General features: G+C 69.4%; 13 protein-coding genes and 3 pseudogenes. 3 read left to right on the plus strand and 13 right to left on the minus strand.

The features are described 5' to 3' along the window. Nucleotides 1–63 precede the first annotated feature (63 nt). A pseudogene (locus ACZ4EG_RS43250) lies at nucleotides 64–551 on the plus strand (glycoside hydrolase family 65 protein); the annotation flags it as partial. 719 nt (nucleotides 552–1,270) lie between these two features. On the opposite strand, the gene ACZ4EG_RS43255 reads toward ACZ4EG_RS43250, so the two are convergent. Further along, complete coding sequence (locus ACZ4EG_RS43255; RefSeq protein ID WP_467794554.1) at nucleotides 1,271–2,011, minus strand: hypothetical protein; 741 nt, start codon at nucleotides 2,009–2,011, stop codon at nucleotides 1,271–1,273. Between the two features lie 674 nt (nucleotides 2,012–2,685). Here ACZ4EG_RS43255 and ACZ4EG_RS43260 point away from each other — a divergent pair. Together ACZ4EG_RS43260 and ACZ4EG_RS43265 are read left to right on the plus strand one after the other, a co-directional pair. After that, nucleotides 2,686–3,045, plus strand: coding sequence for a hypothetical protein (locus tag ACZ4EG_RS43260; RefSeq protein WP_453561405.1), 360 nt, complete (start codon nucleotides 2,686–2,688; stop codon nucleotides 3,043–3,045). A gap of 199 nt (nucleotides 3,046–3,244) precedes the next feature. Continuing rightward, nucleotides 3,245–4,169 (plus strand): annotated as a pseudogene (locus tag ACZ4EG_RS43265) (IS5 family transposase). 9 nt (nucleotides 4,170–4,178) lie between these two features. On the opposite strand, the gene ACZ4EG_RS43270 reads toward ACZ4EG_RS43265, so the two are convergent. From ACZ4EG_RS43270 to ACZ4EG_RS43325, 12 genes and pseudogenes are all read right to left on the minus strand, one after another. Further along, nucleotides 4,179–4,409 (minus strand): e9imm peptide, encoded by a 231-nt coding sequence (locus tag ACZ4EG_RS43270; protein ID WP_467794555.1) that lies wholly within the window; start codon nucleotides 4,407–4,409, stop codon nucleotides 4,179–4,181. 43 nt (nucleotides 4,410–4,452) lie between these two features. Continuing rightward, nucleotides 4,453–4,626, minus strand: a pseudogene (locus ACZ4EG_RS43275) (IS5/IS1182 family transposase); the annotation flags it as partial. A gap of 223 nt (nucleotides 4,627–4,849) precedes the next feature. Further along, a complete protein-coding gene (locus ACZ4EG_RS43280; protein ID WP_467794556.1) occupies nucleotides 4,850–5,914 on the minus strand; it encodes an LLM class F420-dependent oxidoreductase in 1,065 nt (354 codons plus the stop codon). Then, the gene (locus tag ACZ4EG_RS43285; protein WP_467794557.1) at nucleotides 5,911–6,888 is read right to left on the minus strand and encodes an alpha/beta hydrolase; all 978 of its coding nucleotides are present in this window, start codon (nucleotides 6,886–6,888) and stop codon (nucleotides 5,911–5,913) included. Before ACZ4EG_RS43285 ends, ACZ4EG_RS43280 begins: the two co-directional genes overlap by 4 nt. Next, nucleotides 6,885–7,568 (minus strand): SDR family oxidoreductase, encoded by a 684-nt coding sequence (locus ACZ4EG_RS43290; RefSeq protein WP_467794558.1) that lies wholly within the window; start codon nucleotides 7,566–7,568, stop codon nucleotides 6,885–6,887. Before ACZ4EG_RS43290 ends, ACZ4EG_RS43285 begins: the two co-directional genes overlap by 4 nt. Before the next feature lie 102 nt (nucleotides 7,569–7,670). Then, on the minus strand, nucleotides 7,671–7,940 hold the full coding sequence (locus ACZ4EG_RS43295) for an acyl carrier protein (RefSeq protein ID WP_453561415.1): 270 nt from the start codon (nucleotides 7,938–7,940) through the stop codon (nucleotides 7,671–7,673). A gap of 295 nt (nucleotides 7,941–8,235) precedes the next feature. Continuing rightward, nucleotides 8,236–9,669, minus strand: coding sequence for a cytochrome P450 (locus tag ACZ4EG_RS43300; protein ID WP_467794559.1), 1,434 nt, complete (start codon nucleotides 9,667–9,669; stop codon nucleotides 8,236–8,238). Nucleotides 9,670–9,734: 65 nt separating this feature from the next. Further along, entirely contained in the window at nucleotides 9,735–10,133 is a 399-nt protein-coding gene (locus ACZ4EG_RS43305; protein ID WP_467794560.1) for a hypothetical protein, read from the minus strand. After that, a complete protein-coding gene (fabF, locus tag ACZ4EG_RS43310) occupies nucleotides 10,130–11,380 on the minus strand; it encodes a beta-ketoacyl-ACP synthase II (RefSeq protein ID WP_467794561.1) in 1,251 nt (416 codons plus the stop codon). The genes ACZ4EG_RS43305 and fabF overlap by 4 nt, the downstream gene beginning before the upstream one ends. Continuing rightward, on the minus strand, nucleotides 11,377–11,856 hold the full coding sequence (locus tag ACZ4EG_RS43315) for an SCP2 sterol-binding domain-containing protein (RefSeq protein ID WP_467794562.1): 480 nt from the start codon (nucleotides 11,854–11,856) through the stop codon (nucleotides 11,377–11,379). Before ACZ4EG_RS43315 ends, fabF begins: the two co-directional genes overlap by 4 nt. Next, entirely contained in the window at nucleotides 11,853–13,547 is a 1,695-nt protein-coding gene (locus ACZ4EG_RS43320) for an FAD-dependent oxidoreductase (RefSeq protein WP_467794563.1), read from the minus strand. The genes ACZ4EG_RS43315 and ACZ4EG_RS43320 overlap by 4 nt, the downstream gene beginning before the upstream one ends. After that, nucleotides 13,544–14,533, minus strand: a complete 990-nt coding sequence (locus ACZ4EG_RS43325) for a hypothetical protein (protein WP_467794564.1) — start codon at nucleotides 14,531–14,533, stop codon at nucleotides 13,544–13,546. The genes ACZ4EG_RS43320 and ACZ4EG_RS43325 overlap by 4 nt, the downstream gene beginning before the upstream one ends. Between the last annotated feature and the right edge of the window lies 1 nt (nucleotide 14,534).

Below are 14,534 nucleotides of genomic sequence, written 5' to 3' on the forward strand. Positions count from 1 at the left end.
ACGACACCATACATTCAGCCTGCCTCGCAGACGCTCTGGTGGCCTCCTAGGGCGGCCCGGCCCCAGAGCAGCAGCGACGGCCGCGAGGAGACCAGGAGTGGCACCTCAACCCCCACTCGGGGCGCTGGCTGCCCGACCGCTCCCGGCTCCAGCACCACGTCGGCTCGGCGATCGCCTACAACGTGTGTCAGTACTGCGAGGCCACCGGTGACACGGAGTACCTGCACACCAAGGGCGCGGAGATGATGCTGCAGATCGCCCGCTTCTGGGCTGACCTGGCCGTCTTCGACCCCGGCCTGGGACGCTACCGCATCCGTGGTGTCGTCGGCCCCGACGAGTACCACGACAGCTACCCGGGTGCCGCCGTGCCGGGGCTGGATGACAACGCGTACACCAACGTCACCGCTGCCTGGGTCCTCACCCGCAGCTTGGGCCTCCTGCAGCGCCTTCCCGTGTGGCGCCGCGAGGAACTGTTCGAACTGTCCGGCCGGACAGCGGCGAACTCTGCTGGGGATGACCTTCGCTGGTGGCGACGTCGCGCACACGGCCCGCCTTTGGCAGTACTGCGGCAGTCGTCACTACCGCCCCCTCGATGCCGAGAGCGTCCGTGTCGTCGGCGAACAGTTCACCGTCTCCTCAAACGAGCGTCGTCTTCCCACACCGGCCGGCATCGCCACGTAGGAGCGCACCCTCTCCGCACGACGCCGGCCTCGAGACCCAGCTGTGATCACTGTATGAAGTCGCGCCATGGCACAGAGCCCTCGAACATTCAGCACGCCCGGCGAGAATTTCGGCAAACAGACGCACGCCTGTTCCCGAACGCCCACGGCTACCCATGAGCGCCGCCTGGTAGCCCGCTGTTCCCCTCGCGCTCCTCGGCGCTGATCTGGTCGATGAGTACGCCTGAACGAGGCGGTGCAGTTGGATGCTGTTGGTCCGGTGGTCCATGCGCGTGAGGGCGTACCGGTTGACCTCGCGCAGTGCCTGGCCGAGGCGAATCGGTCGCTCAACACCCCGCCGAGCAGGCCGGACAACGCGGCGTTGCGGCCGGCCATGAAAGGGCTGCGCGAGACCGGCTACGGCCGAAGTAGGCGCAGACCTGTAGCAGTTGGGGTGCGCCGGGATCGGTGTCTTTCAGATGGTCCGGCGACACATTCCAGGCCGCGGCGACGGGCAATTGGTAGTCCATCGGCGGCGCGAGCTCCAGCCGCTGCGTGCGGCGGCTGACGAACTCCTCTTTCTTCGGGAAGACGGCGGCGAGGCCCAGTGACTAGGACTGCCGGGCGGTCTCGGAGCGGGTGCGCTCGTACTCCGCGGGGTCCAGGATCTCCCAGACCGCCTGGCCGATGGCAAGGACGCCGCGGGCCGGCAGGGTCGCGGCACCGATACGCACGCAGTCCGGCAAATGAGCGGGGCGGCCGAGGCCGACACCGTCGAACGTGGCTCGCGAGGTTTCGACAAAGTAGATCCGCTGCGGCATGAGGATTCCGGTATGGCCGCTTGGCATGACGCCGGAGAAGCGCATGTCGCCCATTCCCAGCGCGCGGGCCAGTCGCTGCCGTGCCCGAAGCCAGACAGGAGTGCGCCAGGTGGAGAGCGGCAGCGCCGCGCTGACGCTGTTCAGAAGGTCCAGGAGCCGGGTCGAGGTGGCGGTCAGGGTCCAGTCCAAGGAGGGGGAATCCATCGTCACCCGCAGGGAGGCCGCTCCCGTCCAGGTGACCTGTATGTGGGCGTGTCCCGTGCGGTCGCATGCGGCGCCGTAGTACCTGGGGCACGCGGTGTCCAGCCGTGTCCCGTCAACATCGATCGACCAGCTGCCGGCTGGATCGCGATGCCACAGCGTGCGGTACGGGCCGAAGTCGTTCTCCGGGAAGACGCGCAGCGCGAGCACATGACCGGAGTCGAAAGGCAGCCCGAACACACCCCAGCCCTTGACGTATTCATGTCCCGGCCAGGGGGCTCGGCCCCGTACCGCCGGGAGGTCCGACAACCTGGCGGACAAATCGAGCATCTCCATCACCCCGGAGCGTCGTCCATATGCCTCGATGCCCCCGACACCAGCGTAGGGGTTGCCCAAAGTACGGGCACTGTGCGGCGGCAATGGCGTGTGCCGCGCTCGGCTTCACTGGGCGGGCAGCGTACCTGCGTCGGCACGCCGACGCCTACGAGAAGCCGATCGGCGCGACCTCCGCGCTCGTCACGCGGCAACGGCACACCGATCAGCGTCACGCGGGCAATACGGTCACTGGGATGCCACATCCTCCTATCAGGCCACAGCGCACCCGACCGGCACCGCAAGGCGGTGTCTCCCAGCCGGCCGACGCGTCGCTGACAAGGCACGGAGCCGATCTGTCTTTGGGTCCGACCAGCCGGAGAACACCGCGAGGGTGTTGTGGCCCGATGAGTAAAAGTACTCATGACGCCCACCGGGCTGCGGGGAAGGATCGGGGGATGACGACGCCAAGGAAGACGAGAGCCCGGCTCGGGATACCGCCGTTGGCGGTGATGGTCCTGCTGGCGGCGGGGTGCGGAACGCAGCGGGCAGGGGATACCGCCGACGCGTACCGGCGTTCGCATCCAACGCCAACCGGCATATCGACGCCGAGTACACCAGCGGACTTCCCCTGCCCCGGCGAGAGCCCCAAGCCGACGGCGCCAAGGGACGCCACCACCCCCAGCTCAACCGTGCCGCCGACCGACCACTACGCCGAAAACCACGGCTTCAGAGTTCCTATCCCGCTCCACGGCCAGAGCCGCTGTGACGGACTCACCGCCGTCGGACACGTCAAGCATGCACTCGAACCGCTGCGCCAGAACGGCGACTTCACCCCGGACAGCGTCCGCAACGCGCTCACCAGCCTCGGCTACTCCCCCGGGAAGGTGCAGGCGTACCAGGACGGGTCCGCCGGTGTCGGCTTCCTCATCGACATCGGCGTCTCTCCCTGGTGTGTGGAGGGCACAATGAGCAGTGACTCCACCAAGGCGGATGCCTTCGGCGGCTACCCCGACGGCACCGGCTGCGAGCCTCCGAGCGGCGGCCACTGACCACAGTTTCCGCCAGTGGCAAACCATCAACGTTCGCTGTCCCAGGTCACTCCTCACCGCCTGCCCCGACTCCCCCACCACCGTCACCCTCGCCCGCTGACGAAACAGTCCCGGGCCGCCACTACGAGGGAAAGCGACAGACAGGGCCCTCTGTCCGGCCGATCATGTGACGGCGCCGTCCGAGAGTCGTTCCCTTGGTATGGGGCGGGGTGATCTGACAGATGCCGAGTGGGAACGGCTGCGGCCGTTCCTGCCGACCAGCAACCGCCGTTGTGGCCGATGGCGGGATCATCGGCAGGTGATCAACGGGATTCTGCACCGAGTACGCACAGGAGTGCAGTGGCGAGATCTACCCGAACGCTTCGGACCGTGGAAGACCGTCTACGAACGCCATCGCCCGTGGTCGGCCGATGGCACATGGGAGCGTCTGCTCCAGCAGGTCCAGGCTGCGGCGGACGCTGCTGGTGAAATCGACTGGGACATCTCGGTGGACTCCACCATCGTCCGTGCTCACCAGCACGCGGCTGGCGCTCGCACCGATCATCCGCCTGCTCCAAAGGGGGCCGACAACGCAGAACATCAGGCCGAAACGGCGTGGCAGAGTCTCGTCGCCCGCCTGGTGGAGGTGGTTCAGCACGTGAGGGCCTGGGCCGCTCGCGGAGTGGGTTCACCAGCAAGCTGCATCTGAGCGCCGATGGCCGTTGCCGACCGCTGTCGCTGCTGGTCACAGGCGGACAGCGGGCAGACTGCACCCAGTTCGTGGCGGTGCTGGAGAAGATTCGGGTTCCCCGGCTCGGTCCCGGCCGGCCCCGCACAAAGCCTGACAGCCTCGCTGCTGATAAGGCGTACAGCAACGGGCCGTGCCGTGATTACCTGCGCCAGCGCGGGATCCGCCACGCGATCCCGGAGAAGACCGACAGCCAGGCCGCCCGTCGGCGAAAAGGCTCACGCGGCGGACGGCCACCGCGCTTCGACGAGGAGCGTACAAGAAGCGCAACACCATTGAACGCGCAGTCAACAGGCTCAAGCACTTCCGAGCCGTCGCCACCCGTTTCGACAAACGCGGTTATGTCTTCCTCGGCACGGCCACCATCGCAGCCCTGGTGATCTGGATCCGCAGCTGAGCGAGGCCTTCACAGTGCGATCGGCCGATACGCCAGCGCCTGATCGACCACCTCATCGGCCGAGAGTTCCCGCTCCGGCCGCCAGAAGATCAAACCACTCACATATCCAGTCGGACATGCCAGGGCTCTGTCGAGCATGTCCAGCCAGCTGTCCGCCTCCTCTTCGAAGGCATAGTCCGCATCCATGATCCTCTGCACGAGGGCAACCGCCTCGGCCCGACTCATCTCTGCTGCGCCCATCACGGCACCTTAGCCACACGCATGATCGCCCGGACAGGTCCTCGTACACCGCAACCAACAGCACCCGCTCGCCCAGCGGCAGAGACCACGGCCGGCCCCGCAAGGTCCCGTTGCCGCCCCGCTCCCACACCACCTTCAAGAGGCGTGCAAACTGCGTCACCTGCAGCCCGGTGAACGTCTCCACCCACACCCGCTGAGCCCTTAAGACCCCCGCCATACAACGGAGATGCCCAGATCAGAGCCTTGTGCAACACGCTTTAGCGGATCCACCGGATGGTTCCGCCGCAAGCCGTAAAATCCTGATCAATGCCGCATATGATGCCGACCTCCTGCCCCACGCGATGCCGGCCCCGTCGGCGCGCCCGCCGACACCAGACGGCGCACCACTGAACTCGTCCCTTGAGCCGCGGATGTCGCGGTGAGGACGTCGTAGTCGAGCCTCAGTCTCCCACTCCGGCCTTGTCCATGGCCTCCGCCAGGGTGCGCAGGGTCGCGATGCCCTGTTCGGCGTGATCCGGAAAGACCATGGCCGAGAGGGTGGTGACTCCGGCTTCGGCGTACGCCTGCAGCCGGTCCGCGATGCGGTCGGTGGAACCCAGCAGGGCGGTGCGGTCGAGGAATTCCTGCGGCATGGCCTCGGTGGCCGCACGCAACTCCCCGTCCAGGTAGAGTTTTTGCACCTGTTCGGCCTCATCGGGGAAGCCGGTGCGGGCCATGAGCCGGTTGTAGAAGTTGTCCTGACGTGAGCCCATCCCGCCCACGTAGTGGGTGGTGAATGCGCGAACCCGGTCGGCGCAGTCGGCGAGATTGCCGCCGGTCGCGACCGGCACCGCCGCCGCCACCACGTCGAATCCCCGCAGATCCGCCCCCTTGCGCTCCCGTCCGGTGCGCAGTTCCGCCAGGGACTCCTGCCCGAACTCGGGCTGAAAGAAGACGGAGAGCCAGCCGTCCGCGATCTCGCCCGCCAGGCGCATGTTGGCCGGGCCGACGGCCGCGAGGTAGACCGGTATGTGCTTGCGCCGAGGGCGCATGCCCAGCTGGATGGCCTTGCCGGGGCCGTCCGGGAGCGGCAAGCGGTAGTGCTCTCCGTCGTAGGCGACGGTCTTGCGCTGCAGGGCCATCCTGACGACGTCGACGTACTCGCGGGTGCGCGCCAGTGGCTTTTCGAACCGGGCGCCGTGCCAGCCCTCGGCGACCTGTGGCCCGGACACTCCGAGTCCGAGGCGGAAGCGGCCTTCGGAGAGCAGGTCGAGGGTGGCGGCGGTCATCGCCGTCATCGCGGGGGTGCGGGCGGGGATCTGCATCACCGCCGTGCCCAGATCGATGCGCGATGTCTGCGCGGCCAGCCAGCCGAGCAGCGAGACCGTGTCCGAGCTGAACGCTTCGGCAGTCCAGGCCACCGAGAAACCCAGGCGCTCGGCCTCGCGAACGTACCGAGCGGATTCCCGCGGCGGGGCTCCGGCGCCCAGGTTGCCGAGGTAGCGGAGATTGAGTCCGAGCCTCATCGGTCCGGGTGTCCTTCCTGTGTGGTCAAAGAGCGATCGAGGAATTCCAGAACGGTGCCGCGGTACAGTTCGCGGTCCATCGCCATCGTCTGGAGATGGCCCGCCTGCGGGATCACCAGCAGCTCGGCTCGTGCGTACGGCCGGGCCAGCCGTCTTGCCTCCTCGGTCGGCACGATCGGGTCGGCGGCACCGGAGACGAACAGCATCGGGGTCCTGTCGCACACGGGGTGACCTGCGGGCGGCGGCCACGGCGCGGGTGTGCCCATGGTCACCCTGCCGATCTGCCCGAACAGCGCCTGAACCGCATCGCGTGTTGGCCGGCCGCGGGCGATCGCCGGCAGCGGCAGTGCGCCGGCGCTCAGCAGCCGGCGTGCGGTCGCGGATACGCTCAGCGCCGGCCCGCCGTCGAAGACCGCCGCGTCCACCGCACCGCCCGGAAGCGTCATGGACTGCAGCATCGCGAAGGTGGCCAACGAGAACCCATAGAGCACAATCCGGCACCCTGCGTGCTCGGGCAGGCTCCGTACGTGGTCGACCACCGTGCGCACGTCCTCGACGTAACGGTTCAGGAACCGGGTCAGGCCGCGGTCCCTTGTGCTGCCGCCGTGGTTGCGGAAGTCGAACAACACCACGGTGAATCCGGCGCGGTGCAGCATGCGGGCGTGTGAGAGGGCGTGAGACTTCTCCTGCCCCAGGCCGTGCCCGAGGATGACCACGCGCCGCGGGTCCGCCTGGCACACCCAAGCGGCCAGTGAAAGCTGCCCGTTGCGGTGCGGGATCCGGATCTCCCGCGGGGAGAGCCGGAAACGAGCCGGGGTGTGGTGCGGTGCGGCGGAGGCTGGGTGGCAGACGCGATGGGCCATGTGCAGGGCCACGACAGGCGCCAACGGCAGCGCCAGCACTCCGCGCCACCAGCCACGCCTGGCGTGGTCGCGAACGGGCGAAGCAGGTGCGACAGACACGGTTTCTCTCATGATCGATGGACCGGGGAAGGGTGTGCTCCGATCACCAGGCCGCCGTCCACGCCCAGGACCTGGCCGGAGATGTGGCGGGCGCGGTCGGAAACGAGGACGAAGACCAGGTCGGCGACGTCGTCGGGGGTGCCGAAGCGGCCGGGCGGAACGCCGTCGAGGATGTCCTCCCTGACCGCCTCGGTCAGGCCGGCGGTCATGTCGGTCTCGATGAGGCCGGGCGCCACGACATTGGCGCGTACGCCGTACTTTCCGCACTCCTTGGCCAGGGACTTGGTGAAGCCGATGATCCCCGCCTTGGAAGCCGCGTAGTTGGTCTGCGTGGCGTTGCCGTAACCCCCGGCCATGGACGACAGCGTCACCACACAGCCGACGCGGCACTTCATGAACGAGAAGACGGCCGAGCGGCACATGTTGTAGGTGCCGTCGAGGCTGGTCGCCATGACATCGCCCCAGTCGGTGAACGCCCGGACCTCCTCCGGAGACGCGACGTCGACGCGGTGGGGGACGACGCGGGCTCCGGTATCGGTAGCCGACTCGACGACCTCATCGGCTGCGTCCGCGTCCGAGCGGTAGCGGAACAAGCCATCGAATCCCTCGTGGGCCAGCCGGGACACGATGGCGCGGCCAATGCCGCGGGAGCCGCCCGAGACGAACGCCACCGGTCGCTGGGTGTCTGGCATGTCTTTCTCCTGAAAAGCCCTGTCAAGCAGCGTCTGTGAGGGTGCGGCCGGGTGTGTGCCTCCGCTCTCGGAGGCACACACCCGGCCGCAGCCGCGGGCAGGTCAGGATGCGGCCTGCGCGGTGCGCTTGTCCGTGAGCAACTGAAGGACTTCGATGAGCGACGAGACCTGCCTGAAGTCGCTCTCCTGCAGCTTGACGCCGTACTGCCTGTCCAACCGGACGATGATCGCCAGCGCCATCAGGGAGTCGACCTCCAGGTCCTGCACGAGATCCGCGTCGTCCGTGACCTCCTCCACGTCGAGCTCGAGGACGTCGGCGACGAGGGAGCGCAGTTCTTCTTTGTCGAGTGCGATCTGGGTGTTGTTGGACATGTGCGGGTATTCCCTTCGGATTCGTGTCAGTGATGCTGGCTGGTGATCACGGCGAGGGTGGTCGTCGCGGGGTCAACGGAGAGTCCGGCAGGTCAAGGTCTGCAACCTTTCCGAGAGGTTTCACGGTCGCTTTGAGCGCTACGCCTGGAACCAGTCGGCAATGCGCTCGCTGATGTTGTCTTTCTCAGTTGCTCCCCTTCGTGTTGATCGGGTCCGGCCGGACCGATCAGTCCGAGGAGGGGGGTGATGAGGTGTCCGGCATGACTGCGCGAGATGCCCCAGGAAGCCGCCGGACTCATTCGTGGACGCAACCCGCTCCGCGGCGCCTGGCGGTCACCGGCAGACCGTGCCGCGGCCGGATTGTGATCCTTGCCAGCGGGTCGACCGCGAACCCGGGAACGGGCTCGAACTCCCAGTGCCGCCCCAGGGTGGCCAGCGCCATGACGCCCTCCATCCGCGAGAAGGTATTGCCTATGCACTGCCGCGGACCGCCGCCGAAGGGAAGATAGGCGAGGCGCGGGCGTCCGGGCCGTACCGCATGACCGGTGAGCTCGTCCGCCGCGCCGGCGGACCGCGGGGCTTCGAGCCAGCGCTGCGGGGCGAAGAGTTCCGGCTGCGGCCACCATTGGGGATCGCGGTGGACGACCCACGGGATGATCCCGACGAAGCTGTCCTTGGGGACGCGGTGGCCGCAGACCTCGAAGTCGTCCAGGGGACGGCGGGCGAGGCCCATGATCGACGGGTAGAGGCGCATCGCCTCGGAGAGGACCGCGTCGGTCCAGACGAGGCGGGGCAGGTCCTCGACCGTGGGCAGTCGGTCGCCGAGCACCTCGTCGATCTCCTCGTGCATGCGCTCCCGTGCCTCGGGGTGGCTGCCGAGCAGGTGGTAGGCCCAGGTGAGAGCGCTGGCCATGGTCTCGTGGCCGGCCATGAGGAGGGTGATCGCCTCGTCCCGTACCTGACGGTCCTCCATCGGCTCCCCGGTGTCGGCGTCGCGCGCCGCGAGCAGCAGGGAGAGCAGGTCGGCGCCCTGGCCGTCGCCCTGCCTGCGCTCCGCCATGAGCCGGTAGACGATGGCATCGAGGTTGTCCCGGGCCTCGTAGAAGCGCTTGTTGCCGGGCAGCGGCAGCTTGGCCAGATGGCGGGCGAAGGGCAGGGAATCCCAGCGCAGCGGACCCTCGTGGCGCGGGATGGCGGCGATGGTGCGGGCCACATCGCTGTCGAGCGAGACGTCGAAGAGCGTGCGGGCCACGATGGCGAGGGTCAGCTCGGTCATCTCTGCCTGCAGATCGAGCCGGTCCCCGTCCTTCCAGCCCGATTGGATGTCGTCGGAGAGCTCGGCAAAGGCACGGCCGTAGCCGGCGATGCGTTCGTGATGGAACATCGGCTGTATCAGCCTGCGCTGCTTGCGGTGGAACTTGCCATCGCTGGTGACCAGGCCGTTGCCGAGGATCACCTCGAGCGGGGCGGCCCACTTGCCGCGTCCGGCGCTCATGACGTCTTTCCCGAAGTTGCGGTGCGACGTGACCAGGACCTCGTGGACCGCCTCCGGGTCGCTGATCATGTACAACTCGCTCGAGGCGAGCGGGATGCGCACGACGGGGCCGTACTGGTCGCGCAGCCCGGTGAGGTAGTTCAGCGGATTGCCGGACATCGCGATCAGCGCGCGCAGCCGACCGGTGGGACCGGGGGCTGCGGTGGCCATGGGGGCGGTGGAGACCTGGGTCATCGAGGTGCCTTCCTGAGGTGCGGTCACGAGTGGCGCCGCGGGCTCGGCCGGCGGTCCAACGGGACTTAGGTGCCTTGGTGGTTGAGGGCCCGGCCCACCGGTGCGAGCAGGCCGAGAACCAGGTCCTGGACCCACTTGGGGGGCCTTGCGAGGGCGAACTGGTCGAACTCGCCGGCGATGACCGTGGCCCGGAGCACATGGGGGTGGCCATTGCGGTTGGTGTGGCCGTCGCCGGCCAGGCCCCAGAGGGTCTCCAGGAGTTCGTCGGCGCGCAGAGCGGGCGTCAGGGTGCTGAACATGCCTGCCGCGGCGTCCTGGTGGCGGTTGACGATGCGGTGCGAAACGCCCGGCGGTACGACATGGACCTTGCCCGGCTCGGCGAGGATCTCCTTGCCGCCGATCTCGATGCACACCGAGCCGTGCGGGTGGCTTCCGGCGTGAGCTCCATGGACACGGGGGGTCACTCCCTGACGAAGCGTTGGAGGGCGAGCGAGACGTTCTGCCCGCCGAAGGCGAAGGAATTGGAGAGGGCTGCCTGGACCTCGTACGGACGAGCGGTGTTCGGCACGTAGTCGAGGTCGCACTCGGGATCGGCCGCGTCCTGGTTGATGGTGGGCGGGATGACCCCGCGGTCGATGGACAGGGCGCAGAACGCCGTCTCGGTCGCGCCGGACGCGCCCAGCAGATGGCCGGTCATCGACTTGGTGGAGCTGACGGCCAGGTTCCCACTGTGCCTGCCGAAGGCGGACTTGATCGCCTTCGTCTCAGCGGCGTCGGAGAACGGGGTCGAGGTGCCATGGGCGTTGACGTGGTCGATCTCGCCGGGCTTGAGGTCGGCCTCGCGCAGCGCGGCGAGCATGGCGCGGGCGGCACCCTGCCCGGTGGGATCGGGGGCGGTGACGTGGTAGGCGTCGCTGGTCTGACCGTAGCCGCAGATCTCGGCGTAGACGTACGCGCCCCGCGCCTCGGCCGACTCCGCGGTCTCCAGGAGCAGCATGGTGGCGCCCTCCCCCATGACGAAACCGTCCCGGTCCGCGGTGAACGGGCGGGAGGCTCGGCGGGGTTCGTCGTTGCGGCGGGACAGCGCGCGCAGGTTGGCGAAGCCCGCGATCAGCGGCGAGGCGATGCATGCCTCGGAGCCGCCCGCCAGTGCGGCCCCGGCATAGCCGTCGCGGACCATGCGGTAGGCCTGCCCGATCGCGTCGGCCGAGGAGGCGCAGGCTGTGACCGGTGCGGCGCCGGGGCCGCGGAAGCCGAAGCGCTGGGCGACCGTGCCCGCGCCCATGTTGATGATGGAGCTGGGCACGAAGAACGGGGAGACCATCCGGGGTGCCGCCGCGTCCTTCAGCACCCCCTCCCTCATGGTGGCGGCGCCGCCGATGGCGCTGCCGATCACGGTGGCGGCGCCGTCCCGGTCGATGCCGTCGAGGCCCGCGCGCTCCACGGCGAGTTCGGCCGCGGCGATCGCGAAGTGGCAGAACCGGTCGAGGCGTCTGGCCTCCTTGGCGGTCAGCCAGTCGGTCGGGTCGAAGTCCGTCACCTCGGCGGCGATGCGCACCGGCAGCCGGTCGGCGTCGAAGCCCTGGATCGGTCCCACGCCGGAGGTTCCGGCGAGCAGCCGCGTCCAGACCGTCTCGGTTCCGACGCCGAGCGGGTTGACCATGCCGATGCCCGTCACCACCACCCGGTGGCGACCGGGGACGGTGCTCATACGGGCTCACCCGTCTCGGCGAGCCCGAAGAGGGACTCCATCCGCATCGCGAGGCGCACATCACCCTGGATGTGCAGTCGGCCCTTGAGCAGCAGATCCATGCCCTGGGCCGCGGCGGAGGCCATCTCCACGAAGCTGACCGCGTCGAGGGCGAGGGTGACCGCGGGGGCGCCCGAGATCCCCGTCTCGCGCACGTCGCAGGTGTCCTCGGTCAGTACGAGGTCGTACGCGACGGTGTCGGCCGGCGGCCTTCCGACCTCCCAACGGGCGGTCTGCGGACCGTCCATGGGGCCTCCGGTGTACCGCTCGGGCATCTGCTCGAAGACCGTGCGCAGCACGGCCTCGCCGTCGGGTGTGGCCAGCCAGGCCGCCAGGTCCTCGCGCGGCAGCCCGGCGAGGGCGGCGCGGACTTCGGAGAGCGTGCCGGAGCGCAGTCCCGCGAGTCGCTCCGGGGAGAAGGTGGGTCCGGCCGTCATGAGGGCCCTTCCGCTCGTGCGGGCACCGGCCCGCTGTTGACTGTTCGGTCGACGGCCTGCCGGAGTTCCTCTCGTGGTGCGGCGCCGGGCAGCCGGGCGAGGACATGGCCGTCGGGCCGTACGAGGACCGCTTCGGCCCCCTGCAGGGCGTAGCTGTCGGCGAAGGCCCCGCTGACATCGCGCAGTTGGGGCCCGTCCGCAGTGATCACGGCTGTTGTGAGGGGCAGGCCCAGGACGGTCGGGCTCTCCTGCGCCACTTGCTGCCAGACGGCTCCCTCGGCCCCGGTGAGCAGGGCGAAGCCGGTGCGGGCCAGGTCGGTCGTGGAGATCCGGTCGCCGGCCCGGTCGAGCCAGGCGTGCGGGGCCCGGTGGCCGGCCTGGGCGGTCGGCCGGTAGTTCACGATGTCCTGGACCACCGGCTCGCCGGGGCCTGGTGCGTAGGTGAAACCCAGCGTCTGCCCCTCGAAGTCGAAGTGTGGCCGGTGCTGTTCGATGTTCCGGGCGAACTCCGCCGGGTCGGCGTCGGATTGGAGCAGCGCCCGCTTCTGGAGGGCGTTGCGCTCGCTGTACCGGGCGTTGAACTCCGCGACCGGGCGCCGCTCACGCTCGTACGAGTCGAGCAGCGTGTCGGGGGCACCGCCGCGCAGTACCGCGGCCAGCTTCCAGGCGAGGTTGTGGGCGTCCTGGATGCCGGTGTTCATGCCGAAGCCCCCGGTGGGCGGGAAGGTGTGGGCGGCGTCTCCCGCTGCGAGCACCCGGCCGTCGGCGCTGCGCCAGGAGACGAGCCCGGTGGAGCCCATCACCCAGTTCCGTACGGAGTGGATGCGCAGCCCGCCGAGCGCTTCGCCCGACTCACCGATGGCGGCCTCGATCAGCTTGTGGTGATCGACGTCCGCCTCGAAGTAGGTGTGTTCCTCGTCGGCGGTGAGGGCGGGGATCTCCAGGAGCCATTCGCCGCGCTTGGGGTCCACGGTGATGAGGACGCCCCGCACGGTGTCGTTGAGCACCCAGTACAGGGCGCTCTCCCGGCCCGCCGTCCAGGGCGAGAGGTCGGCGCTGAAGTGGATGTCGAGGAGCCTGCCGAGGGGCGTGGCCGTGGTCCGCCGCAGGCCCACCGTCTCGCGCAGCGGGCCGTGCAGCCCCTCGGCCAGGATGGCGTAGCGGGCCTCGACGACGGTGGGGCGCTCGCCCCCGGCCGTCACCCTGACACCGGTCGGAGTCCGGGTCAGCTCCTCGGCCCTGACGCCGCGGATCACTCGTGCGTTCTCGGGGAGCCGGTCGACGAGCAGCGCCTCCACCCGGTTCTGCGAGCAAATGACGGGAAGTGCAGGGCTGTTGGCCACGCGCTTCATCAGAGCGTGCGCCGAATCGATGATGTCGAGTCCGGCGAGTTCGGTGCCGGCGAGCTCGGTGCACCAGGTGATGCGCGCCGTGTTCTCCAGGGACACGCCGGCACGGCGCACCTCGGCATCGACGCCCAGGTGCCTGAGCAGCTCCATGGTGCGCGAGTTGATCACCGTGGCGCGTGGGTGACCGGACGGTGCGGGGCGCTGTTCCAGGACGACCGTGCGGACGCCGTATCCGGCGAGGAAGTGGGCCGCGGCGAGGCCGGTGGGTCCGGCACCGACCACCACGACGTCGGCCTCCAGCTGCGTGGCCGCCTCCGGCGGATGCGGTACGGCTGCGGTCATCGGCGCACCTCCGCAAGACGGGCGACGACCGGCGCAAGGCGCCGGGCCACCGCGGCGTCGAAGCCGGCCTTGAACAGGACGCGGGCGACGACGACCGCGGGCAGCCCGGCCAGGATGGCGCCGGCCAGCCAGAGCACGAACACCCCGGTGAGTGCGGTGCGTTGGGCCTCGACACGCCGGCCGGCGGCGCGGATGACCGGGCCCCAGACCCGGAAGACCTTCCCGGCCAGGAGGTCGGCCGCGGCCAGCGGATAGTGCACGGGGGCCGCGTCATGGGCGGCAAGAACGTCGCGGACCCGGTCGGCCAAGGCCTCCTCAAAAGCGGTGCGGGACGCGGGTCCGTCCTGTTCCGGGGCGAGTTCGGGTTGCGTCGGGGCGAGTTCGGCGATGCGCTCGCCGAGGAGCGCGAGCCGGTCCAGCTCGTCCATGCCGACACCGGCGCGCGGGAACCCCCAGGACGCCTCCCGCTTGCCGGCGAGCAGCCAGCGCAGCGTGGTGACGAAGGTGACCCCGGCGGAGGCGGTGTCCACCGCGGCGATCGTGCCCAAGTAGCGCCCGCCCGCGGCCTGGAGCAGCCGCTGCACCTCGACGGCGGCCGAGTACCACATGCTCCGGCACGCCACCAGGCCGACGACGGCACGCCCGTCGAACGCCTTCGGCTCGGCACCGACGAGCGCCCGCATGGGCAGCGCCGGAGCCAAGTACCAGACGGGGAAGGCAAAGACGACCAGGTCCGCATCGTCATCCTCGGCCACCGGAGGCCGGGCGGTGATCTCGGGTGCCCCGTCGGGGTCGACAGAGGCGGGGAAGACACCGAAGAAGCGGCGTACGGGCCAGGGGAAGGGAAAGGGTTCCCGCGGCCTGATCTCGACCTTGCGTATCTCCCAACCCGCCTTTTCCAGCGGGTCGGTGACGGCGGAGACGGACTCCAGGAGCTGACCGGTCTGTGAGTACCAGTAGACCGTCACTCGGGGCTGTGCACCCACG

It is taken from the genome of Streptomyces sp. NPDC025638 (genome assembly GCF_055558775.1).